Source organism: Hahella sp. CR1 (assembly GCF_029813005.1).
GTDB lineage: Bacteria > Pseudomonadota > Gammaproteobacteria > Pseudomonadales > Oleiphilaceae > Hahella.
Map to the genome: position 1 here is coordinate 102,923 of NZ_JAPELK010000012.1, position 24,263 is coordinate 127,185.

At 56.0% G+C, this 24,263-nt stretch carries 17 protein-coding genes; 8 read left to right on the forward strand and 9 right to left on the reverse strand.

Annotation, left to right across the window (positions count from 1 at the left end):
• Positions 1 to 298: 298 nt before the first annotated feature.
• From ONV78_RS24810 to ONV78_RS24835, 6 genes are all read left to right on the forward strand, one after another.
• Complete coding sequence (locus tag ONV78_RS24810; RefSeq protein ID WP_279507124.1) at positions 299 to 3,430, forward strand: WGR domain-containing protein; 3,132 nt, start codon at positions 299 to 301, stop codon at positions 3,428 to 3,430.
• A 10-nt stretch (positions 3,431 to 3,440) separates the two neighbouring features.
• A complete protein-coding gene (locus ONV78_RS24815) occupies positions 3,441 to 5,114 on the forward strand; it encodes an SWIM zinc finger family protein (RefSeq protein ID WP_279507125.1) in 1,674 nt (557 codons plus the stop codon).
• Between the two features lie 453 nt (positions 5,115 to 5,567).
• Positions 5,568 to 7,331 (forward strand): reverse transcriptase family protein, encoded by a 1,764-nt coding sequence (locus tag ONV78_RS24820; RefSeq protein ID WP_279507126.1) that lies wholly within the window; start codon positions 5,568 to 5,570, stop codon positions 7,329 to 7,331.
• Positions 7,332 to 7,402: 71 nt separating this feature from the next.
• Positions 7,403 to 8,095: an amino acid racemase gene (locus ONV78_RS24825; RefSeq protein WP_279507127.1), complete on the forward strand. Its 693-nt coding sequence runs from the start codon at positions 7,403 to 7,405 to the stop codon at positions 8,093 to 8,095.
• Positions 8,096 to 8,207: 112 nt separating this feature from the next.
• Positions 8,208 to 9,266 (forward strand): hypothetical protein, encoded by a 1,059-nt coding sequence (locus tag ONV78_RS24830; RefSeq protein WP_279507128.1) that lies wholly within the window; start codon positions 8,208 to 8,210, stop codon positions 9,264 to 9,266.
• Between the two features lie 60 nt (positions 9,267 to 9,326).
• Positions 9,327 to 10,004 (forward strand): hypothetical protein, encoded by a 678-nt coding sequence (locus ONV78_RS24835; protein WP_279507129.1) that lies wholly within the window; start codon positions 9,327 to 9,329, stop codon positions 10,002 to 10,004.
• Positions 10,005 to 10,048: 44 nt separating this feature from the next.
• On the opposite strand, the gene ONV78_RS24840 is transcribed toward ONV78_RS24835, so the two are convergent.
• Positions 10,049 to 11,707 carry an electron transfer flavoprotein-ubiquinone oxidoreductase gene (locus tag ONV78_RS24840; protein ID WP_279507130.1) on the reverse strand — a complete coding sequence of 553 codons (1,659 nt, stop codon included), beginning with the start codon at positions 11,705 to 11,707 and terminating at the stop codon, positions 10,049 to 10,051.
• Positions 11,708 to 12,337: 630 nt separating this feature from the next.
• On the opposite strand from ONV78_RS24840, the gene ONV78_RS24845 reads away from it, so the two are divergent.
• Entirely contained in the window at positions 12,338 to 13,087 is a 750-nt protein-coding gene (locus ONV78_RS24845) for an electron transfer flavoprotein subunit beta/FixA family protein (protein WP_216738004.1), read from the forward strand.
• A 1-nt stretch (position 13,088) separates the two neighbouring features.
• Positions 13,089 to 14,030 (forward strand): FAD-binding protein, encoded by a 942-nt coding sequence (locus tag ONV78_RS24850; RefSeq protein ID WP_279507131.1) that lies wholly within the window; start codon positions 13,089 to 13,091, stop codon positions 14,028 to 14,030.
• A gap of 57 nt (positions 14,031 to 14,087) precedes the next feature.
• On the opposite strand, the gene ONV78_RS24855 is transcribed toward ONV78_RS24850, so the two are convergent.
• From ONV78_RS24855 to ONV78_RS24890, 8 genes are all read right to left on the reverse strand, one after another.
• Entirely contained in the window at positions 14,088 to 16,088 is a 2,001-nt protein-coding gene (locus tag ONV78_RS24855; protein WP_279507132.1) for an acetoacetate--CoA ligase, read from the reverse strand.
• A gap of 19 nt (positions 16,089 to 16,107) precedes the next feature.
• Complete coding sequence (locus ONV78_RS24860; protein ID WP_279507133.1) at positions 16,108 to 17,049, reverse strand: hydroxymethylglutaryl-CoA lyase; 942 nt, start codon at positions 17,047 to 17,049, stop codon at positions 16,108 to 16,110.
• Position 17,050: 1 nt separating this feature from the next.
• The gene (locus ONV78_RS24865; RefSeq protein WP_279507134.1) at positions 17,051 to 19,045 is read right to left on the reverse strand and encodes an acetyl/propionyl/methylcrotonyl-CoA carboxylase subunit alpha; all 1,995 of its coding nucleotides are present in this window, start codon (positions 19,043 to 19,045) and stop codon (positions 17,051 to 17,053) included.
• The gene (locus tag ONV78_RS24870; RefSeq protein WP_279507135.1) at positions 19,038 to 19,844 is read right to left on the reverse strand and encodes an enoyl-CoA hydratase/isomerase family protein; all 807 of its coding nucleotides are present in this window, start codon (positions 19,842 to 19,844) and stop codon (positions 19,038 to 19,040) included. The genes ONV78_RS24865 and ONV78_RS24870 overlap by 8 nt, the downstream gene beginning before the upstream one ends.
• Positions 19,845 to 19,909: 65 nt before the next feature.
• On the reverse strand, positions 19,910 to 21,517 hold the full coding sequence (locus ONV78_RS24875) for a carboxyl transferase domain-containing protein (RefSeq protein ID WP_279507136.1): 1,608 nt from the start codon (positions 21,515 to 21,517) through the stop codon (positions 19,910 to 19,912).
• Positions 21,518 to 21,578: 61 nt separating this feature from the next.
• A complete protein-coding gene (locus ONV78_RS24880) occupies positions 21,579 to 22,748 on the reverse strand; it encodes an isovaleryl-CoA dehydrogenase (protein WP_279507137.1) in 1,170 nt (389 codons plus the stop codon).
• Between the two features lie 93 nt (positions 22,749 to 22,841).
• Positions 22,842 to 23,225, reverse strand: a complete 384-nt coding sequence (locus ONV78_RS24885) for a MerR family DNA-binding transcriptional regulator (protein ID WP_216737996.1) — start codon at positions 23,223 to 23,225, stop codon at positions 22,842 to 22,844.
• A gap of 259 nt (positions 23,226 to 23,484) precedes the next feature.
• Positions 23,485 to 24,150: a transglutaminase-like cysteine peptidase gene (locus tag ONV78_RS24890; protein ID WP_279507138.1), complete on the reverse strand. Its 666-nt coding sequence runs from the start codon at positions 24,148 to 24,150 to the stop codon at positions 23,485 to 23,487.
• Positions 24,151 to 24,263: the final 113 nt, after the last annotated feature.

Below are 24,263 nucleotides of genomic sequence, written 5' to 3' on the forward strand. Positions count from 1 at the left end.
AGTTCCGCCGGCGACCTCATTCGCCCTGTTAATAACAGGGCGCAACCCTCTGTCGCCAAAGGATAAAAAACGTCTAAACTTTTCGTTTCGCTATGTTATTCTTAGTCCCTTTCATTCTCCGCTCCTAAGCGCCTGCGGCTGAAATTTCCGTTCATCGCGTGTGAATCATGGCGATGTCCGGGTGACTCTCGAAAGCGAGATGGGACGCTCGTTTTGATCAGCGCAAGGCTTCGCCAGTGAGGGCCGCAATACTAATTCGGAGCGACGCATCCCGTTATCCCGTAAGGATAAAGCCGATATGAAGCTGATTAAAAAGGCCAGCCTGCATTTTCAGGAAGGAAACTCCAACAAAGTTTACGAGGTTGAGCTGAGTGAAGTCGCCAGCCGCAAGGACGACCGCTTCCTCGTCAATTTCCGTTATGGCCGCCAGGGCGGCGCGCTGCGCGAAGGCACAAAAACGCCTGCGCCGGTGACGCTGGAAGAGGCGGAACGGCTGTTCGACAGTGTCGTTGTCTCCAAAACCAACAAAGGCTATTACGACGTCAATCGCGGCGCGCCAGCGGCCTCAACGAACGACGCCCAGGTCAAACCCGCCATGCCGGAAGGACCGACCAGTCTGTTGGTGAAGTTACTGGAAAAGCTGCGTCAGGAGTGGGATAACGGCAAGCGCGCCCGTCTGATATGGCGTTTGGGAGAATTGGGGCGCTCTGAAGCCGGGCAAGAATTGGCGGCGTGCGTCGGCAAAGGGGACTGGCTACAGGACTTCGCGGTGGCCTGGGCGCTGGGCCGTATTCGCGCGACAGATTACATGGAAGATCTGCATCGTTTGCAGAACTCGAAAAACAACACCGTCAGCGCCATGGCGTTTGAGTCGATACTAGCCCTGACTGACCCCTCGCAAAGAATGACGCTGTTGCAAACGCAATGGAATCAGATGCCGTCGCCATTGCAACAGGCGCTGACTTCCGGCGACGACGTGGGCGTGCGTCTGCAATTGGAAAACGGTTTGAACGCCGCGCCCGCCGGCGCCAATGATCTATTGAAAAACGCTTATCTGCTGGCGCTGTATTATCCTGCGCTCTATCAGGCGCTGTACGGCTGGCTCAGTCAATGCAAGCTGGCGCCTGGCGTATTCAGTGGCGTACGTTATATCTATAAAGCCGCCGAGTTCCGTCTGGACGCCCCGATGTTCGCCCTGCTGGCGCGTCGTTTTGAAACCAGTCGTGAATTCTTCCAGTACCAGTGGGACTGGGCCTGGTTGCCGGGCGTGGGCAGTTTCAAACCAAAAAGCGAGCTGAAAAAGCCCGATCCCAAAGTCGCCTACTCGAATAAGACCCGCAATTACCTGCGTCGTCGTAGCTGGCGCAGCATCAAGCGCATCGGGCAGGTGGGCGATTTACGCTATGTCGACATGGCCACGGAAATGCTGCTTACCGTTTCGGATGCGGACGCGGGAGAAACCCGCAAAGCGGATATCTATCGCTGGGAGCGTAATGGTCGACGTTATGAGCACAAGCTGGTCGCGCGTAATTTCTATGATCATTACGCGGGCCTGATTGCGTTCAATCACATTCTACGAGGCGATAGCGCGCAGTATAAATTGGCCCCCAGCGGACGAGCCTGGTTGAAAGTTTCCGATGAGCGCGCGGCGGACGCCCGTGAGGAAGCCTTCTCTCATTTGTGGGATCAGCGTCTTGACTGCGCTTTGCGCTTAATGTTGGAGAGCCAGTGTGAGCCGGTGCATGAGTTTGCAAGCAAGGTATTGGCTGCGAACACGTCTTTTTGCGCGGAGATCGCTGTCTCTGATATTGAGCGTCTGCTGCGCAGCCGCTATGAAGCGACTCAGCGATTTGCCTTGCAGTTGGCGCGGACCCGCCTGGACGGCCATATCGAACACGGCTTGTTGCTGGCGCTGCTGAACAGCGGTCTGGATGAAGCGCGGGCGTTAGGGATGGAAATTCTAGCGCAAATGCCACAGGCGACCCTGGTCGAAGCTCCGTTACTGGCGGCGTTATTGCTGTCGCAATACGAAGAAGTGCGCCGGTATGCGGCGGACAAGACCGCGCAATATCCCTGGACGGCGTCGGATCAGGCGCAGTGCCTGCACACCCTGATTGAGCAGGCGTTGCAAACGCCCGCTGAACTGCCGCCTGCCCTGAGCCAGGAATCCCATGCCGTCTGGCTGGCGGACTTCTGTATCGCCCGCTTCGCCGACGCCTGCCGGGAATTGTCCCTGCACTTGATCGACCGTCTGCTGGCGGAGCGCAACACAGCATTGCAATTATTCGGCGCGCGTTTGCTGGTGGCTCATGGCGTTGGTTTTGGCGATATTCCCGAACGTCTGCTGCAACACATCATGCAGTCGGACTCGTCGGCGGTGCGCGCATGTCAGACCTTGTTGCTGGGCAAGCAGCCGGATGCCGAGCTGGTCAAACAGGCGGGCGTGCTCGCCCTGCAGTTCTTTGAAGGCGAAGCGGATGATCGCATTGCCGCCTCCGCTATTCTGAAACGTTTGGCGCTGGCGCAGCGGGAATGGGCGGAGGTGATTCTGCATCACTTGTTGCCGTATACGTTCCGCAGCGAAAAGCAGGACGGTCAGCGGGAAGAATGGCTGGTGTTCTTCAAAGACGCGCTCAGCGCCGCGTTCGACGCTGTGGACGACAATACTTGCTGGCGCCTGTTGCAGGCGCAATCCACCGGCGCGCAGCAGATAGGCGCGCTGTTGTTGCAGGCGCGCAGTCCATTGCAGTTTAGCGTCCGTCAGTGGGCCCAGTTGGCCAAGCATCCAGACGTGGCGGTGCGTAAGTACGCCTTTGACGCCTATGAAGCCAACCCGGATCGTATTCTGGCGGAGATTCGCGACGCATTGCGCATTCTGGACTCAGACTGGGATGACTGCCGCGAGTTCGGCTTCGCCTTCTTCCGCAGCCATTATGAGGAAGCGGGCGAAACCCTGTGGACGCCTGAGCTGGTGATCTACCTGTGCGACAGCGTGCGGCCGGACGTGCAGCGCTATGGCATGGAGCTGCTGCAGCGCTTCTTCCGGGAACAGAATGGCGTCGAGTATCTGTTGAAGCTCAGTCAGCACCCTTCGGCTAATGTGCAGTTTTTCGTGAGCAACTTCCTCAATGAATACGCCGCCGGATACCCAGAGCGTATTCTCAGTCTGCAAGGCTACTTCACCACGGTGCTGTCGCAGGTGAATCGCAGTCGGGTCTGTAAGGATCGCATCCTGGCGTTTTTATCTGAACAGTCGCTGCTCAATGAGCAGGTGGCCAATATGGCGGCGGATTTGTTCGCCCGCATTTCCCTGACCGTCGTGCACAAAGACAAAGCCGCGTTGATCAAGGCCCTGTTGGATCTGCGCCGCCACTATCCGCAACTGGGAACGCCGCTCAGCGTCAAGCCCGCCGAAGTAAGAGAATATTAAGGAGCCGTTGATGGAGTTTCGTTACCGTTATCACGGACACAGCCGCGTGGACAGCAATGCGGGCAAGACGGATCTGTCCTTCGCCCCGGACAGCCTGCGCCCGCCGACCCATTTCGTCGGCAAACTGAGAAAACATATCGCCTTTCGCGAAGCGATTTCTGCGCTGCATAACGTGGTCATTTCCGACATGCGTTTTCAGCCCAAAGACAAAGAAGAATACAAGCGCTGGCTGGCTCAGGAAGAACAGAACATGCTGGCCGAGTTCATGTCCCGCAAAGAATCGCTGCAGACGGAGATTCGCTCTCTGCGCAGCGAGCTGGACGATCTGAACAAGCAGAGCGACAAAGTGCTCAAGCCGTATTACGACGCACAGCGCAATTACTTTAACTATCTATACAAGCATGACCTGGACGCCTGGTATGTGCTGGACCCGGTGATCACGGTGCATCCGGACCAGGTATTCTTCGAATGTTTTTCTGAAGATGAATCCAGCTATGGCAAGTTGAGCTGCGGTTACGAGGTGTTTGAAACCATCAGCGACACCGCCTGCGGCACCACGAACATTGATTACTCCCAAGGGCTGTATAACGAATTTCAGAAAATTCGCGATTATCGGGAAACGCTGCTGCAGGTGGACCCCGGCGGCTTTAGCGTGCAGACCGGCGATGACGATCAGTTCGATGAGAAGAAAATCGATCTGCCGGAAAGCTGGGTGCGCGGTTTTCTACAGGTCAGTTCGGCGATGACGTTGCCGATGGTGAAGGTCGAATTGCAGCCCATGGACGTGCATAACCTGTGTTATGTGCTGCGTCGCAAGAAAGAACGTGTCGGGCCGCGGGCGATGCGTTACGAGCTGGAGCCCGGCAAGCCGGTGCGGGTGATATTCGAGCCCTGGGGCGAAGAGGTGGTGTGTAGCCGCTCAATCTACCAGGGCCATGAAGCGCGCAGCATTCGGGTATGGGGGCGTCGTCGCCTGCATATTCTGGAGCGCTTGATTCCGGTTGCGGACAAGTTTGTCGTGCACCTCATGGGGGATGGCCTGCCCAGTTTCTATGTGGCGGAAATGGGAGATCTGACCTTTACCTTGGGGTTGTCCGGCTGGAGCGCCAACGACTGGTCGCGTATGGGTAACTTTGACCTGATGGCGCCGCGAGCGGAGGTAGATGAGATCACGCTGCGTCGCGTCTATCACGGACTGCAGGAAAACTGGCTGGAAAGCGCCGGTAGTCTGGCCGCCCGCTTGGGGCTGGACGACACCGTGGTGCAATCCGCGTTGTCCATTTATAGCCAGCAGGGACAGGTCCTGTTCGATCTGGCGGAAGGGGTTTACCGTATCCGCGAGTTGAGTCGCGAGCCGTTGCCGATGACGCAGTTGCGTTTCGCCAATGAGCGTGAGGAGATGGCGGAGAATTTCAACAAAGCCAATCTGGTGAAACTGAACGCGGTAGACGTCAACGACGGCGTGCTGTCATTGCAGGGAGAAGTGACCGACAACGCCGTCGCTTACCGACCCAAAGTGGCGATCGACGCCGATCAGAGACTGCGTCAGGGTGAATGCCAGTGTCACTTCTATGTGCACAATCGTCTGCGCAAAGGCCCCTGTGAACACATGCTGGCGCTGCGTAAGCAACATCAGATACAGCATCCTTATGTGCTCGCCGGCGCAGAGGAGGCAGGGCGATGAACGCAATTTTTCCTGTTAAATCAACGGCGGGGTTTGCTTGCTCCGCCCAGGTTGTTATACTGCCCGACGGCGGTAGCGCGACAAAACTACCTTGCAATCCGAGCGGTGGATCGCCGTTCTTGCTATTAGACTTATCACGCTTCACTGGCCAGATCTTTACTGGGCCGTACTGCACCACCTATCGCTATTGCGGTTTGGTTTCTACGAAACCAATGAGCGATAGGTGGTGCGTACGGCGTCGAGTTGATCAGTCCAGTTCTGAGAATTCTACGAAGGGAAACCATGTCGCGCTACCGCCTTCTTTTTGCGCCGCCTCAGTGCGCTCCTTTGCGTCCTCATTATCATTCCCCGCACTCAAATCGTTATCCGTCACTGTTGCAAGTCGGTCCGCCGCCGTGCGCGTTGGTAGTTGCAGTAAGCGGTTGTCATCGGCATTGAGAGGAGGGCGTTGAGATGAGCGAAGAGAAAAAACTGACCCGTCAGGAAATCTACCAACGCATCCGTGAAACCAGCAAGGACGAGTACATTCTCTCCGAAATGGTGCGCCTGGGCTTTTGGCCGGACAACTCGGAAAAGCCTTCTTTGTCGGAAGCGTTTATCAAAAAACGCGCTGAGTTACAGGCCGCATTGCGGGAATTGGGGCGGCAACAGATGCTGTACTCCGATCCAGAGGACGCGCTGAAGGAAATGCACAAACAGCGCAAGAAGGCGGCGCTGGCCAAGCGGGAAGAGACGCGTCGCAAGCGCAACGAAGAGCGATTCCAGCGGGCGCAACACTGGCGCGAAGTGCAGGCGCAACAGATCACCTACCTTGGTGAAAACGTGTCAGGGGGATTGGGTGATGCAGCCTCAGATGACGCGCGTCTGCGCAGTCAGAACCTGCCAGTCATAAACGCCGCTGAGGAGTTGGCGGCGGCGATGGGCGTGACGTTGAACGAATTGCGTTTCCTCGCCTACAACAAAGAGGTATCCAAGCTCAGCCACTATCAGCAATTCGCTATCGCCAAGAAAACCGGCGGCGTGCGCGAAATTTCCGCTCCCATGCCGCGTATGAAGAGAGCGCAATACTGGATTCTGGACAATATATTGGCGCCGCTGTCTCTGCATGACGCCGCTCATGGCTTTGTCGTCGAGCGCTCCATTGTGTCTAATGCGCAGCCTCACGTGGGCAAAGACGTGGTCATTAACCTGGACTTGAAGGACTTCTTCCCAACGGTTTCCTATGCGCGCATCAAAGGCGCGTTTCGCCATCTCGGCTACAGCGAGCAAGTCGCCACTATTCTGGGGTTGCTGTGTTCGCAGCAGAAAGTGCAGGAAGTGGAAATGGACGGCCAGAAATGGTTTGTCAGCGAAGGTGAACGCTTTCTGCCCCAAGGCGCGCCCACCAGTCCGGCGATCAGTAATGTCATTTGCCGAAAGCTCGATCGCCGTCTGCAAAGCATGGCCGCCAAACTTGGATTCACCTATACCCGTTACGCGGATGATGTGACCTTCTCCGCTGACGGCAAATCCGACGATGACGTCAAGCGTCTGTTGTGGCGCTGCCGTAGCATCATCAAGGATGAGGGTTTTGTGGTGCACCCGGACAAAACCCGGATTATGCGCAAACATCGCAGACAGGAAGTCACCGGCGTCGTCGTAAATGACAAGGCTTCGGTGGAAAGAAAACAGCTGAAGCGGTTTCGTGCACTGTTGTTTCAAATCGATAGAGACGGTCCCGCTGGTAAAACCTGGGGGCGGGGAGAGCTGTTCGCCGCCATTGACGGATTCGCTAACTATGTGGCGATGGTGAACCCTGAAAAAGGCGTGCCGCTGCAACAGAAAGTGGCGCAGCTGAAGCTTAAGTACGGTGTGAAAGTGAAGTCGTCCCGGGTGTTGGCGTTGAATAAAAAACGCATGCGTCTGAAGGCGGCGAAAGGCGAAGCGCCCCGCGAAGACTGGTGGCAGGCGCAAGCGGCCGCCGCTCCGGAACAGGAGAAGACAGCGGAGCAGGTGAAGGAAGAGCGCAAGTCGGAGAAAGCAGCGCAGCAGGCGCAGGCGACTCCTGTCCCATCGTCTGTAGACGCTGAGCCAGCGCAAGCGCCTGAGCCGGCGCGCCCGCAACAGCAAGCGCAACCTGCCGCGCCAGGTCCTGAGGGCGAATCTCACGCAAAAACAGGGTGGATCATGCTGGCTATCGGCATACTCATCTATCTTGCGATGAAGATGCTGGCGTAAGGAAAGAGCAAGCACTTTTGGGGCATGGCTCATGTCCCAAAGTGCTGACCGCAAGCAACGAGGTAAGGAAAATGTCCAGACACATCGGCATTGTTGCATGTAGCGCTGAGGGTGCTGCGCTCTGTTATCGCACTATCTGCGCGGAAGCGCCCGCGTTGATGGGAGAGCATCGGCATCCGGAAGTATCGCTGCATACGCATCCCGTGGCGGATTACATGCCTTATCTGAATCAGGGCGATTGGCGCGGAGTGGCGGATTTGATGCTGTCGTCCGCCCGAAAATTGGCGATGATGGGCGCGGACTTCGCCATCTGTCCGGATAACACTATTCATCAGGCGTTTCAGATGGTGCAGGCCGAATCGCCCATTCCCTGGCTGCATATCGCGGAAACCGTGGCGCAGGCGGCGCAAACGCAAGGCTATCGCAAGCTGGGAATCACCGGTACGCGCTTTCTGATGACCGGGCCAGTCTATCCTCAAGCCTTGAGCAGGTTCGACATCGACAGCCTGATTCCGGATGAGGCGGATCGCGAACTCATTGATCAGGTGATTTTCAATGAGCTGGTGAATGGGGTGTTTAAGGAAGAATCCAGGTTACGTTTCAATGCCGCGATCCAGCGACTGCAAGAGCGCGGTTGCGATGCGGTGGTGCTGGGCTGCACTGAGATTCCGCTGCTCGTCGATCCTGATGACTGTCCGCTGCCGACGTTGGACTCTACTCGCTTGCTGGCTCGGTCCGCCTTGATGGAGGCGCTGCGAGTGTGACGCTCCTGCATTAATCATCCTCTAAGATGTGATCTCTCCACATTTCTAATTTAATCGCTCCCTGATAGCATGCGATGACGTCCACCTCATTTTCAGGAAGTCGTCCACCCTTATGAAAAATAAGAAAATAGTCGCAGCCTTTCCGTTACTGTTCCGTTGCTTGACGCTGGCGGGCGTCACGCTCCTGAGCGCCTGCTCTGACTCCTCTTCCGACGCAGGATCTCCAGACGATGGTGGTGTAGATACGCCGTCGGACTATAGCGTAGAGAGTAGTGAGGATATCCAGGACGACGCCCTCGACTGGAATCCCGCCGACGATGGCTGGCGCAAAGGGCGATTGTTCGTGGAGCTGAAGATCGAGCAGGAGGCTTCCAAAGTCGAGCACAAAGTGCATCAAGGCTTGAGCGGCCCGGAAACCACACAAATTGATTGGACATACAGCTTGGTCGCCAACGGCGATCAGGCGGTCTGGATTCGGCCGGCTCTGGATAAACTGATCCCGGACATGGACCCTGAATACGGTCGCAGCAGCTGGGAATCAGAACCCTATATGCCGTTGAATGATAACAGCGAGCTGGTCGTGCAGGGCGACGTGAAAGTCAGTCTGTACTTCGACTCGCAAACGCCTGATGCATCGGATTATGTGCGCACCAGGCGCGAAGTATCTGCATCGGGGAAGGTCACCGGTTTGACCATCAAAACCCTGCAGCCCTCGCTGTACGGGCAGGGCTACGAACTCTATGCGGAATGGGAGCCGTCCTTGAATGTCAGGGATATCGCCACGCTGACTGATCGTAAAGGCGCTGATCAGGTGCTGGACGAAAGCGGCTCCAGCAATGAGTCTATCAAGCTGCGCTTATATCCCACACTCAATGCGGACGGCATCAATGACTATCCCCTGGCGAGCAGTGATGATCCAGCAGAAATCAAAGAAGGGATAAAGAAGATTGAGCAGGAAGCCTGGCAATCCCTGCAACAACTGCCTGACGCTCCGGTGTTAGGCGAAATCCGCACTGGTCTGATCACAGAGCAGAGCCAGGACAGTCTGACCCTGACCTACGAATACAGCGGCGACAAGCAAATGCCCTATTGGCCCAGCCTGGAAGCCCTGGCCGCCAGACCTGATAAGAAAAACACCATGAAGGTCAGAGTACGGTTGCAGGTGGATTGACAATAGATAAAATTGTCGTCGGTAAAAGTGTGGTGGGCGGTTTCTTGTTAAGGACTATCATTGAAAGAAGTATTTCAAATTGACCGATGGATGGTTGCATGGCGTATGGTTATTGCAGCTTTTTTATTCTTATCCATAACGTGCGTTATTATTTGGCGTTTATTCATAAGCGAAAATCCAGTTAACTTTAGTTGCTCGTGGAGTAACTCTAACTGCTCATTAAATATATTTAGCTGCTTTTGGGTTGCATATACCCTGCCAGTGTTGGTTGGGGTATATGTCATTATAAAAAATTGGCCTTACTATTTTGACTTACCAGAAACTCTGACTATTAATGGGCATGAGCTTGTACTCATTGGTAAATCCGGAGCCCGGACTATTCGTATTACCCAGCTGACATCTATTGATGTCGGATCGGATAGGATGATCGTATATAGCGACGGTGTGCTCTCATCCGTCCCTTTAGTCTGCTTCAAAAACAGGCCCAGATTACTCAGTAGATTATCTGAAATAGTCAATGGGGCGATTTATCAGAGTGGACTCTCTGAAGTTGGGAGGCAAGGGAGTGCGCCACAAGTCGAGCTGCTGTATGAGCTTAGTTATGGGCTATATTTCAGGCGAGTTGATGCAGAGAAAACAAGCTGGATATACCGTAATCTTAGATACCACAATGTAGGACCTGTTTCTGTATGGTCTAATTTAGATATTAAGCAGCTTCGCAATGCTCGCTATTATTGATAGCGTACTGAATAAAAAAGCCGGCGTAAGCCGGCTTTTTTGCACTACATGTTCGGATAGTTGGGACCGCCGCCGCCTTCCGGGGTGACCCAGATGATGTTCTGGGTGGGGTCTTTGATATCGCAGGTTTTGCAGTGTACGCAGTTTTGCGCGTTGATCTGGAAGCGCTTGCCGCCGTCGTCATTCTCCACCACTTCGTAAACGCCGGCAGGGCAGTAGCGCTGCGCGGGCTCGTCGTACTTGGGCAGGTTGTAGTTGATCGGCACGTCTTTGTCCTTGAGGGTCAAATGACAGGGCTGATCCTCTTCATGGTTGGTGTTCGACAGGAACACCGAAGTCAGACGGTCGAACGTCAGCTTGTTGTCCGGCTTCGGATAGCTGATTTTCGGACACTCGCTGGCGGGCTTGAGAGCCTCGTGGTCTTTCTTCAGATCACGCAGAGTGATCGGCAGGCTTCCACGCAGAATGTTCTGCTCGAAGAACGCCAGAGCGCCGCCCAGGATGTTGCCGAACTTGTGCATGCCCGGTCCGAAGTTTCTCTCTTCGTACAGCTCTTTGTAGAGCCAGGACGTTTTGAACTTATCAGTAAAAGCGGTGAGGTCTTCTTTGCCTTCAGAGCCTTTCTGAAGCGCTTCAAACACTGCTTCCGCGCCCAGCATGCCGGACTTCATGGCGGTATGAGAGCCCTTGATCTTGGAGAAGTTCAAGGTGCCAGCGTCGCAACCCAGCAGCAGGCCGCCAGGGAAGGACTGCTTGGGCAGGGAATTGAAGCCGCCTTTGGTGATGGCGCGCGCGCCGTAGGATACGCGCTTGCCGCCTTCCAGATATTTACTGATTTCCGGATGCAGCTTCAGGCGCTGAAATTCTTCGAATGGAGAAACGTGCGGGTTGCTGTAACCCAGGTCGGTGATCAGACCGACGTAAACCTGATTGTTCTCCAGGTGGTAAAGGAAAGAACCGCCGGTAGAACTGCTTTCGGCTAATGGCCAACCCGTCGTGTGAACGACCAGGCCAGGCTCGTGCTTGGCGGGATCGATATCCCACAGCTCTTTAATGCCGATGCCGTAATGTTGCGGGTCTTTGCCTTCGTCCAGCTTGAATTTTTCGATCAGCTGTTTGCCCAGATGACCGCGGCAGCCTTCGCAGAACAGGGTGTACTTGGCGTGTAATTCCATACCGGGAGTGTAGGAATCTTTATGCTCGCCATTGTGGCCGACGCCCATGTCGCCGGTAACGATGCCTTTTACGCTGCCGTCTTCATGATACAGAATTTCGGCGGCGGGGAAGCCGGGATAGATTTCCGCGCCAAGGCCTTCCGCCTGCTCCGCCAGCCAGCGGCACAGGTTGCCCAGGCTGATGATGAAGTTGCCTTCGTTGTGCATATTGCGGGGCACGAACGCATTGGGAACCTTGATGGCGTTTTCCTGGCTGCGTAATACGAAAATGTCGTCTCGGGTGACGGGAGTATTGAGGGGAGCGCCTTCTTCTTTCCAATTAGGGAAGAGCTCGTTCAGAGCTGTAGGCTCGAAAACGGTGCCGGCCAGAATATGCGCGCCGACTTCCGATCCTTTCTCCACGACGCATACGGTCAGTTCCTGCCCTTTATCCTTGGCCAACTGGAGAATTTTGCAGGCGGCTGACAAGCCCGCCGGTCCTGCGCCCACGATTAGTACGTCAAACTCCATCGATTCGCGTTCCACCATTGATCTCCTTTTAGCTTCACAACTCTCAGTCTAAAAAGTTTATAGGCAACACGGCTTTTGGGGGTCGCGAAAAGCTGCGACGATGCTGTCCCGCGGAAGCGGTCGAGCTGCGTCCCTGACTGATTTTATCCTGTCTTATTTTTCCGACTACGCTGTGCTGCAGTTATTAAAAATCGTCAGAAGTATAATGGATTAAGTCCAGGTAGCATATATCATTCGCCCACTCAAACAAACGTTTGTTTGAATTTTTGCGGAAAATCGCCTTTAATAAGCGGCACGCAGTTAAGAAGAGCGTTTCCGGCGTTGAGCGGCGGGGCCTCAGGCGTCGCCTGCAAGGCCGCTTCCTGAATTCCGGGACGGAGTAAACCCGAATCTTTTTCGGCGTTAACAATAAATCGATCGTCCTTTGATCGCAGGTCCTTTTCGGACGCGTCAGGCGCGTCCCTGAATATTGACCTGAGTGGGATAAGCGTTCAGTATTAGCCTGCTTTGTTTGGACCATATCCTGGCGTTTCGGCTGAAGTTTTTGGCCGAGAACCCGGTTTTCGACAGGGTGGTTATCGGGATAAAAATCCAGAGCCGCGAGGATATGCTTCGTTAATTACACATCACAACACAAACGAGGAATCTATGAAGGTTCTGGTCGCTGTAAAACGAGTAATTGATTACAACGTTAAAGTACGAGTAAAGCCGGATAATACCGGTGTAGACCTGACAAACGTAAAAATGGCCATGAATCCATTCTGCGAAATCGCAGTGGAAGAAGCCGTACGCCTGAAAGAGAAAGGCGTCGCTACCGAAGTCGTCGTTGTATCCATCGGCCCTAAAGCCGCCCAGGAACAAATCCGCACCGCATTGGCGCTGGGCGCTGACCGCGGCATTCACGTGGAGACCGACGAAGAGATTCAATCTCTGGCGGCCGCCAAACTGCTGAAAGCGGTTGTAGAAAAAGAGCAACCCAAGCTGGTGATTCTGGGCAAACAGTCCATTGACACCGACAACAACCAGACTGGCCAGATGCTGGCGGCGCTGTGCGGTTACGCGCAGGGCACCTTCGCATCCGAAGTGGTTGTTGAGGGCGATAAAGTCAACGTGACTCGCGAAATCGACGGCGGTCTGCTGACCGTGGCGTTGAATCTGCCTGCTATCGTGACCACCGACCTGCGTCTGAACGAGCCCCGTTACGCTTCTCTTCCCAACATCATGAAAGCCAAGAAGAAGCCGCTGGACACTGTTTCCCCTGCGGATCTTGGCGCGGAAATCGCTCCCAGACTGACCACCTTGAAAGTGGAAGCCCCTGCGCAACGTCAGGCGGGCATTAAAGTGGGCAGCGTAGCTGAGCTGGTGGACAAGCTGAAGAACGAAGCGAAGGTGATTTAAGATGAGCATTCTGGTAATTGCAGATCACGATAACAAGGTTCTGAAACCCGCTACGTTGAACGTTGTCGCAGCCGCTCAGAAAATCGGCGGAGACGTTCACGTTCTGGTTGCCGGCGCTGATTGCGGCGCGGTTGCTGAAGCGGCTTCCAAAGTGTCTGGCGTAGCGAAAGTGCTGCACGCCGACAACGCCGCCTACGGCCACTTTCTGGCTGAAAACCTGGGCTTGCTGGTCGCTGAACTGGGTAAAGGCTACAGCCATGTGCTGACTTCCGCCGGCACCACCGGTAAGGACTTCATGCCTCGCGTTGCAGCGCTGCTGGACGTAGCTCAGATTTCCGACATCATCCGCGTTGATTCCGCTGACACCTTCGTGCGTCCTATCTACGCGGGCAACGCGATCGCCACTGTGCAAACCTCTGATGCAATCAAAGTCATCACCGTGCGTCCTACCGGTTTCGACCCGGTTGCGGCGGAAGGCGGCTCTGCTGCAGTGGAATCTGTTGGCGCGGCTCACGACGCAGGCATTTCTTCTTTCGTGAAAGAAGAGCTGGCTAAGTCCGACCGTCCTGAATTGACCAGTGCGAACATCGTTGTTTCCGGTGGTCGCGGCATGCAGAACGGCGACAACTTCGAAATGCTGTACAAAGTGGCTGACAAGTTGGGCGCAGCGGTTGGCGCATCTCGCGCGGCGGTTGACGCAGGCTTCGTTCCCAACGATATGCAGGTCGGTCAAACTGGTAAAATCGTGGCTCCGCAACTGTATATCGCCGTTGGTATCTCCGGCGCGATCCAGCACTTGGCGGGTATGTCCGACAGTAAAGTAATCGTTGCGATCAACAAAGACGAAGAAGCGCCAATCTTCCAGGTAGCCGATTACGGTCTGGTGGCGGACTTGTTCGAAGCGGTTCCGCAACTGGAAGCTGAACTGGATAAAGTTCTCTAAGCCAGTTTACGAATACTCCCTCCCCAATCCGGGGAGGGATCTCTTATACAGGCTGTTCTAGCCGCGCAATTCCTCAAGATCTTCAAACAACTGCAACGCTTCCGGATTGGCGAGCGCGTCCTTGTTTTTAACTTCCTTGCCGTGAATGACGTTCTTCACCGCCAGCTCAACGATTTTGCCGCTGATGGTGCGGGGAATGTCGGCGATCTGAATGATCTTCGCCGGCACATGTCGGGGCGTGGTGTTCTTGCGAATCGTCTGGGTGATGCGGCTGCATAGCTCGTCGTTCAGATCAACGCCGGGGCGGGTTTTGACGAATAGAATGACTCTCTCGTCGTCTCCCCAGGCTTGTCCGACCGCGATGCTTTCCAGCACTTCCTCGATCTTCTCCACCTGACGATAGATTTCGGCGGTGCCGATGCGCACGCCGCCAGGATTAAGTACGGCGTCAGAGCGGCCGTGAATGATGACGCCTTTCTGCACCACTTCGCCGTTTTCCGCATGGTTGATGAATTCGCCGTAGTCTCCATGGGCCCAGATGTTGTCGATCGAGGAAAAATAAGCGCTGTGGAAGCGCGCGCCATCCTCGTCGTTCCAAAATCCAACCGGCATGGAAGGGAAGGGCGACTTGCAGACCAGCTCGCCTTTGCCTTGCGCCAGAGAGCGGCCTGAGTCGTCGACAAACTCGACATCCATGCCCAGGCCGATGCACTGTAGTTCGCCTCGATAAACGGGCAGTGTGGGGCATCCCAGGGCGAAGCAGGACACAATGTCAGTGCCGCCGGAGATGCTACTCAGACAGACGTCCGCCTTCACGTCTCGATAGATATAGTCGAAGCTCTCATGAGCCAGCGGGGAGCCGGTCGAAAGCATGGCCCTGAGACTGTCCAGACGATGGGTCTGCGCCGGTTTGAGGTGATTCTTCTCGCAGGCGGCGTAGAACTTGGCGCTGGAGCCGAATACGTTGATATTCTCTTCCTGGGCGATGTCGAACAGGTGAGAGGGTGACGGATGAAATGGGGAGCCGTCATATAGCACCAGCGTCGCGCCGATCGCCAGACTGCTCACCAGCCAGTTCCACATCATCCAGCCGCAAGTGGTGTAATAGAATATGCGGTCGCCGGGTTTGAGGTCGGTATGCAATCCCAGCTCTTTCAGGTGCTGCAACAGCGTGCCGCCCTGGCCGTGCACGATGCACTTGGGCTGACCGGTGGTGCCGGAGGAGTACATGATGTAGAGCGGTTCGGCGAACCCGCGCCGGACAAACTCGATGGCGCTTTCGCCAGGCGTGTTCACTATGTCTTCCCAGGAAGTCGCCGTGACGCCTGACAAGTCCGTCGGCGCCGCCTGCGGGTTCTTCAGATAGTTAACCCAGACCACCCCATGCAAAGCGGGAAGCTTGCCGACGATATCCTGCACTCGATCCGTAGTGTCGATCACTTTGCCGTTGTAGTTGTAACCGCGACAGGCGATCAGCAGTTTCGGAGCGATCTGGCCAAAGCGGTCAATCACGCCGTTAAGCCCGAAGTCGGGGGAGCAGGAAGACCAGACGCCACCCAGACTGGCGGTGGCCAGCATACCGATAACCGCTTCGGCGCAGTTTGGAATGAACGCGGCGACGCGATCGCCGGGACCAACGCCATTGGCCTTCAGAAATTGCGCCAGTTTGGCGACTTGGCGATACAGTTCGTTGAAACTAAGTTCTTCACGACGGCCGTCTTCGCCTCTGACAATAATGGCGGGTTCGTCGCCGTGCTTGCCGTTGCGATGTTTAAGCAGATTTTCCGCAAAGTTGATTTTGGCTTCAGGGAACCACTGTGCGCCAGGCATCTTGTTGGCATTGCGCAGATACGGAGCCCCGCCGAGGTCGCCTTTGACCTGAAAGTACTCCCATATCGCCAGCCAGAAAGCCTCTTTATTGTCCACCGACCAGGCATGTAGCGCGTCATAGTGAGATGGCGGCGACAGCTTTCTGGTTTTTAAAAATGCGACGAAGTCGGTGAGTCGTGCTTGTTGTATTCGCTCGTGTCCGGGGCGCCATAAAGGGAGCGCGGTCATAAAGACTCCAATATTATCCTTATTGTGAAGAATACGCCTGCGACAACGCCAGACCGGCTTTAGAGCCGTTGTTGCGCGCCAGCAGGGTGGAAATCTCATTACCTACCATGGCGAGGCGATTCAAATCAATGTTTGTTTTCAGGCCGTTGCCGTGCAGCATGTACACCACGTCTTCCGTTGCGACGTTGCCGGAGGCGCCTTTTGCGTAGGGGCAGCCGCCCAATCCGGCGACGGAGGCGTCGACCGTGCGAATTCCGAGGTTAAGGGCTGTGTCGATGTTGGCCAGAGCCTGGCCGTAGGTGTCGTGGAAATGCACCGCCAGCAGGTCGCTCTGTATTTCGGACAGCAGGGCTTTGAGCAGGTTGGCCACTTGATGGGTGGAGCCGACGCCGATGGTGTCTCCCAGAGACACTTCGTAACAGCCTGCTTCCAGCAGCAGTTTAGTGGTTTTCAGAACCTGGGCTATCTCGATGCGTCCCTCGTAGGGACAGCCCAGCACGCAGCTGACATAGCCGCGAACAGGGATGTTGCGCTCCTGCGCCAATGCGAATACCGGTTGAAAGCGCTCAATGCTCTCTTGGATGGAGCAGTTGATGTTGCGCTGGTTGAACGCCTCGGAAGCGGCGGTGAACACCGCCACTTCGTTGACCTGAGTCTGTAGCGCCGCTTCCATGCCTTTCAGGTTTGGCGTCAGGGCGGCGTAGACTACATCTTTGCGTTCCGGCAGCTGCTGGATCACTTCGGCGGAGCTGGCCATTTGCGGCACCCATTTCGGGGAAACGAAACTTCCCGCCTCAATATAACTGACGCCTGCGTCGATCAGCCCTTTGATGAGGTGGACTTTCTCTTCAACGCTCAGCAGCTTGCTTTCGTTCTGCAGGCCATCGCGAGGGCCTACCTCTACAATGCGAACAAAATCCGGATCGCCGGTGATATGCGTGGCGTTCACTTCAGAGGACATATCAGGCTCCTTCGCCGCTGGCTTCGAACGCCACCAGAATCTGGTTGGCGGTGACCACTTCGCCTTCTTTGCATAACACTTCCGTGACAGTGCCTGCGCCGGGCGCGCGGATGCTGTGCTCCATCTTCATGGCTTCCATCACTACCAGAATGTCGCCTTTGACCACTTCCTGGCCCGCTTGTACGGCGGTTTTGACGATGGTGCCGCCCATGGGGGCGTTGAGGGAGCCGCCGTCCTGCACATGATGTTCCGTCAGCGTATTATCGTCAGGGGTCTCGAAGCGCCAGTGCGCGCCGTCTTTGAACAGGTCGATGCAGCTCTCCGAAATGGCGAAACGGAAGCAGCTCTTGACGCCATCCACCCACAAGTCCACATGAGAGTGGTTGCGATTAAAGCTGACGTCCGCCCAGTGTTGTCCATCGCCAATTTTTAACTGGTCATGATGTTGTTCAAGTAGCAGGGAAAATGATTCGCCGTTGAGCCAGAACTCATATTCGGAGGCTTCCACCAGATTCAAACGCCAGTTGCTGATCTGGGACCAGGGCGAAAATGGGTCCTGATCGGCGGCATTGGGTGCTGCCTTGAGGTTTGACCAGTACAACGCCGCCAGCGCGCACTTGGTGTTGAAAGGGATCTCCCGATCTGCTTTTTCCAGGCCGGGGTTGGCTTCCAGAAAGCCGGTCGTCAAACGCGCCTGAACGAAGTCATCGCTGTTGATGATGCGGCACAGATAGCCGGTGTTGGTGGTGACGCCGGTCACCAGGAAATCCGCCAGGGCGTCTTTCAGGCGTCGCCGCGCCATCTCGCGGGAGGGCCCCCAGCCGATGACTTTGGCGATCATCGGGTCGTAGAAGGGCGAAATCTCGCAGCCCGCTGCGACGCCGCAATCAATGCGAGTATGCTCGCCGCTCGCGGGAGCGGAGAGAAAATGCAACGCGCCGGCGCTGGGCAGAAAACCATTCTCCGGATCTTCCGCGTAGATGCGCGCTTCAATGGCGCAGCCATTGCTGCGAATGCGATCCTGGGTCGCCGGTAAAGGCTCGCCGCCAGCGACTTTGATCTGCCACTCCACCAGGTCGAGGCCCGTGATCATTTCCGTCACCGGGTGCTCCACCTGCAGGCGGGTGTTCATTTCCATGAAATAGAAGTTTTCATTTTTATCGACCAGGAATTCCACCGTGCCGGCGCCGACATAGCCAATCGCCTTGCCGCAGGCGACCGCCGTTTCTCCCATTTTGCGACGGGTCGCGTCGGCGAGATGAGGGGCGGGCGCTTCTTCGATGATCTTCTGATGGCGACGCTGGATGGAGCAGTCGCGGTCAAACAGATAGACGCCTTCGCCGTGAGCGTCGAAGAAGATTTGCACTTCGACGTGACGAGGCTGTTCGATCAGCTTTTCGATCAGCATGGTTTGGTCACCGAAGGCGTTTTTCGCCTCACGCTGCGCGGACGCCAGCTGTTCATCAAATTCAGAGGGCGCGCGCACGGCGCGCATGCCTTTGCCGCCGCCGCCCGCGCTGGCTTTAAGCAGGACCGGGTAGCCGACTACCTCGGCCTGGGCGCGCAGGACGTCAACGCTTTGGTCTTCGCCGTGATAGCCGGGGATCAGGGGAACATTGGCCTGTTCCATCAGATGCTTGGCGCGGGCTTTATCGCCCATAGCGTCAATAGCTTTGGCGGGAGGGCCAATGAATATCAAAGACTCCTTGGCGCACAGCGCGGCGAAACTCGCGTTCTCCGACAGGAAGCCGTATCCGGGGTGGATAGCGTCAGCGCGGCACTTTTTCGCGACGGCGATGATTTTATCCTGATTCAGGTAAGTTTCTGTCGCGGTCACGCCATGCAGGGGGTAAGCCTCGTCGGCTTCCTGCACGAAGGGCATGTTACGGTCCACATCCGCATATACGGCGATCGTACGCACACCCATGCGACTGGCGGTGCGGATAATGCGGCTGGCGATCTCGCCGCGATTGGCGATCAATAACGTCTCAATCATGCTCGGCGGCTCCATCGGAAAGGGTCCAGGCGGCGGGTCGTTTTTCTAAAAATGCGCTGAGCCCTTCCTGTCCTTCGGAAGAAACGCGCACGTCGGCGATGGCGCGAGTGGTGTGTTCGACCAGCGCATCGTCAATGGGGCTTGCTTCGACCCGGTGCAGCAACTCTTTGGCGCGGGACAGGGCATTGGGGCCGTTCTGTTTGAACAGGCGGGTGAAAAGCTCCACTTCCGCATCCAGACTGGTCTCTTCGACGATTTCGTGGATCAGGCCAAGGCGTAGCGCCTCTTTGGCGTCGAACAGCTCGGCGGTCAGGGTGTAGCGCTGCATGGCGCGAGGCCCGATGGCGCGGAGTACATAGGGGCTGATCACCGCGGGCAGGATGCCCAGCTTTACTTCGCTCAGACAGAACTTGCTGCGCGCGCTGGCGATAGCAATATCGCAGCAGCTGATCAGGCCCAGGGCTCCGCCGAAGGCGCTGCCTTGCACTCGGGCGATAGTCGGCTTGGGCAGTTCAAAGAGGCCGCGCATGAGTCTGGCCAGTTCGGCGGCGTCATCCAAGTTGGCTTGATGGTCTGCATTGGCGTTGGCGCGCATCCATTCCAGGTCCGCGCCGGCGGAGAAGTGCTTGCCTTCGCTGCGCAGGACGACGATGCGTACGGCGCTGTCGTTGGCGGTCTCCTCGATCATTTCATTCAGGGACTGAATAACGTCTGCGTTAAAGGCGTTATGCTTTTCGGGCCGGTTTAATACTATTTCCGCAACGCCCTGATTTACGCGATATAAAACGGGTTCTGACACGGCGTAACCTCTCTTGTTGGTCTGGTGGTCGGCTGAGTTGGCGTCATGTGAAGTCCTTGTCGCGCCTACATGCGGAACACGCCGAATTTGCTGTCTTTAATCGGGGCGTTCAACGCGGCGGAAAGCGCCAGACTCAACACCATGCGGGTGTCCGCCGGGTCGATGATGCCGTCGTCCCATAAGCGCGCGGAGGCGTAATAGGGGTGTGACTGCTCGTTGAACTGCTGAATAGTGGGGGCCTTGAACGCCTGTTTCTCCTCTTCGCTCCACAGCGCGCCTTTGCGGCGTAGATTATCCTCGCGCACCTGCGCCAGCACGCCCGCCGCCTGCTCGCCGCCCATTACTGCGATGCGCGCATTCGGCCACATCCACAGAAAGCGGGGGTTGTAGCCGCGGCCGCACATGCCGTAGTTGCCAGCGCCAAAGCTGCCGCCAATGATTATAGTGAACTTGGGCACTTCCGCGCAGGCGACAGCGGTGACCAGCTTGGCACCGTTTTTGGCGATGCCGCCTTCTTCATACTGCTTGCCGACCATGAAACCGGTGATGTTCTGCAGGAACACCAGAGGAATTTTGCGCTGGCAGCACAGCTCGATAAAGTGCGCGCCTTTGACGGCGGACTCGCTGAACAAAATGCCATTGTTGGCGATGATGCCCACAGGGTAGCCGTTGATACGAGCGAAACCGCACACCAGCGTCGCGCCATAGAGCGCCTTGAACTCGTCGAATTCGGAGCCGTCCACCAGTCTGGCGATGACTTCGTGCACGTCATAAGGCGTACGCAGATCAGTGGGGACTACGCCGCGCAGCTGTTGAGCGGGATATAGCGGCTCCACCGGCGTCTGGATGTCCATGGTGACAGTTTTCTTGCGGTTGAGGCGCTTAACCGCCTGTCTGGCCAGCAAGAGGGCGTGGAACTCGTCTTGAGCGTAATGGTCCGCCACCCCGGAGATTCTGCAATGAACGTCTGCGCCGCCCAGGTCCTCGGCGCTAACTTCTTCGCCGGTAGCGGCTTTCACCAAAGGCGGTCCCGCCAGGAAAATAGAGCTCTGTCCTTTCACCATAATGGCTTCGTCCGCCATGGCGGGCACATAAGCGCCGCCAGCGGTGCAAAGACCCATTACTACGGCGATCTGAGGAATGCCCTGGGCGGACATGCGCGCCTGACGATAAAAAATGTGCCCGAAGTCTTCCTTGTCGGGGAAGACTTCATCCTGCTGCGGCAGGTTGGCGCCGCCGGAATCCACCAGATAGATACAGGGCAGGTTGTTCTCTTCTGCGATCGTCTGGGCGCGAATATGCTTCTTCACCGTCAGTGGATAGTAGGTGCCGCCTTTGACCGTCGAATCGTTGGCGACGATCATGCATTCAATGCCCTCGACCCGTCCGATACCAGCGATGACCCCTGCGGCGGGCACGTTGTCTGCGTAGACGTTGTAGGCGGCGAATTGGCCGATTTCAAGAAACGGCGAACCGGGATCGAGCAACTTGGCGACGCGCTCACGGGGCAGCAACTTTCCTTTTGCGCGCTGCTTTTCCTGAGCGGCGTGACCGCCGCCTTGTTCGATAAAACTGATTTCAGTCTTGAGATCATCCACCAGTTTGCTCATCGCCGCATATTGGCTTTGATAGCTTTCGCTGTCGGTGGATGTTTGGGATTTCAGAACAGCCATAGCTTCGTCCTGTCTTGCTGGGTGGTTGTTTGGATTCCGTGTAGAGAACGGCAGCCGAAGGCTACCGGGACTCCTCGAACAGTTCGCGGCCGATCAGCATTCTGCGGATCTCAGAGGTGCCGGCGCCGATCTCATATAGCTTAGCGTCGCGCAGCAGTCTGCCGGTGGAGAATTCGTTGATGTAGCCGTTGCCTCCCAGAATCTGAATGGCGTCGAGGGCCATCTGGGTGGCTTTTTCTGCGCAGTATAGAATCACGCCAGCGGCGTCCTTGCGTGTGGTTTCGCCACGATCACAGGCGGCGGCGACTGCATAAAGGTAGGCGCGGCAGGCGTTCAGGGTGGTGTACATGTCCGCCACTTTGCCTTGAATGAGCTGGAACTGGCCGATAGCCTGGCCGAACTGCTCACGCTCATGGATATAGGGAACGACGACATCCATACAGGCCTGCATGATGCCGATAGGGCCGGCGGCCAGTACGACGCGCTCGTAGTCCAGTCCGCTCATCAGGACTTTCACGCCCTGGTTGAGGCCGCCGAGAATATTGTCTTCCGGCACTTCGCAGTTATCGAACACCAGCTCGCAGGTGTTGGAGCCGCGCATGCCCAGTTTGTCGAGTTTGGGTGAGCGGGAGAAGCCGGGATAATCGCGCTCCACGATGAACGCGGTGATGCCTCTGGGGCCTGCCTGAACGTCAGTCTTGGCGTAGATGACGTAAGTGTGCGCGTCGGGGCCGTTGGTGATCCACATTTTTGCGCCATTAAGCACATATTTGTCGCCTTTTTTTACCGCCTGCAATTTCATGCTGACGACATCGCTGCCGGCGTTGGGCTCGCTCATGGCGAGGGCGCCGATATGTTCGCCGGAGATCAGTTTAGGCAGGTATTTCTGTCTTTGCTCTGGCGTGCCGTTACGGTAAATCTGGTTAACGCACAGGTTAGAGTGGGCGCCGTAGCTGAGCGCGACAGATGCGGATGCGCGGCTGATCTCTTCCATGACGAGGACATGAGCCAGATATCCCAGTTCAGCGCCGCCGAACTCTTCGCTGACGGTGACGCCCAACAGACCCATTTCTCCCAGGCGCGGCCACAATTGGTTGGGGAACGCGTTGTCTTTGTCCACCTGCGCGGCGATGGGCGCGATCTCTTTTTGCGCGAATCCCGCCACCTGTTCACGCAGCATATCCAGAGTTTCGCCCAGTCCGAAGTTCAGGGAGTGATAGTGATTGGCCATAATGGTTCCTTTGTTATTTTTAACGTTGAATCAATGTCATCAGAAGAAGGCCTGCTGCGATTTGTTGCGTTCGCTCGCCGCGCACACGCTTAGTCAGCCTTTTTCAAAGTCCGCCAGCGCCTGTTGGCAGCGCTCTTCTGCTTCATCCAACTCCTCCTGCATGAGGCGGATATCAGAAAGCTGCTGCTTCAGGATGTCTCTTTTTTCCGCAATCTTGTTCAGCATCAGTTGGAGCTGCACCCGGTTGCCGCTGTCCGGGTCGTACATGCAGATAATTTGTTTGGATTCCGCCAGGGAGAAGCCGAGTCGTTTGCCTCGCAAAATAAGCTTGAGGTAGACGCGATCTTTTTCGGAGTAGATGCGGGTCTGTCCCTGCCGTTCCGGGCTGAGCAGCCCTTCCGCTTCGTAAAACCTGATTGTCCTTGTGGTAACGTCGAACTCCTTCGCTAGGTCACTGATGCTGTAGTTTTTTGTCATGGGCGTTCTCTGTCTGAATTGAGCAAAATTATTGCAGCAAGTTTACGTTTACGTCAACGTTATAATGCGCCGCCATGGAGAGACGGGAAGTAGGTGATGCCTGAGTAAGCGGATAAAAAGAAAATAGGTCGGCGGCTAGAAGGTGCGCTGAAGCAAAATAATAAAGTAACAGCGGAAAAGTGTTTGACTGGAAAAGAAAAACACAAAGAAGTCAGAAATCAGGCGCGGTTAATCGCGCCTGCTTGAATGAGGTATGAGATCAGAGGCGGGTCTGCAATTGTTGCAGCATACGCGTGTTTAAATCGTTCCACTGATCCAGTCGATTGGCTTGGCCTACACGCTTGCCCAATCCTCGTTGCTTGGACAGCCATAACCCATCGCCATTGAAGCTGTAGATGGGATAGAGGTCATCGCGTTCGGAGCCTGAGCGGATTTCCTGAATCAGATTGTCCAGTATCAGCGGTTCTTTGTCCTGGTCAGGATAGTACGCAAGCACCATATGCGCCTGATTGAGCTTTAGCGCCTTAACGTAGGTGATGCGTAATTTGTCGTCCGGCACGCCCATTTCGCGCAAGGCGAAATATTTGGCGATGGAGTAGTCTTCACAGTCGCCGCCATTGGTGACCAGCAGCTCAACGGGCGTCGCCCAGTAATCTTCCTGCCCCCAGTGTTTGATGTCCGGAACGAACTGAGTTTCGTTAAAGAAGACGTTGACCATCATTAACTTACGTTCGTCAGGGATGTCTTTGGGGGTGTTGAGCAGTTTTTGCCAGCGCTCCAGGCGCTCGCGGGCGGAGCCGCCGTATTCGCGCTCCACATGAGTCAGAATCTGTTGACTGATTTCGAAGGCCGCAGACGCAACAAGAGCCCAGCATGAAAACAGGGTAATGGCTGTTTTGACACGCAATTTTCTTGTCCACTGCATAGGTGGGGCGTCCCGTCGTCGATATCGTTGGTGTGGTTAATGCCGGCTGTTAGACCGGAGTCGTAGTTATGTTTATGAGTTTAAGTATAGGAATTAATCGGAAATATGACTGG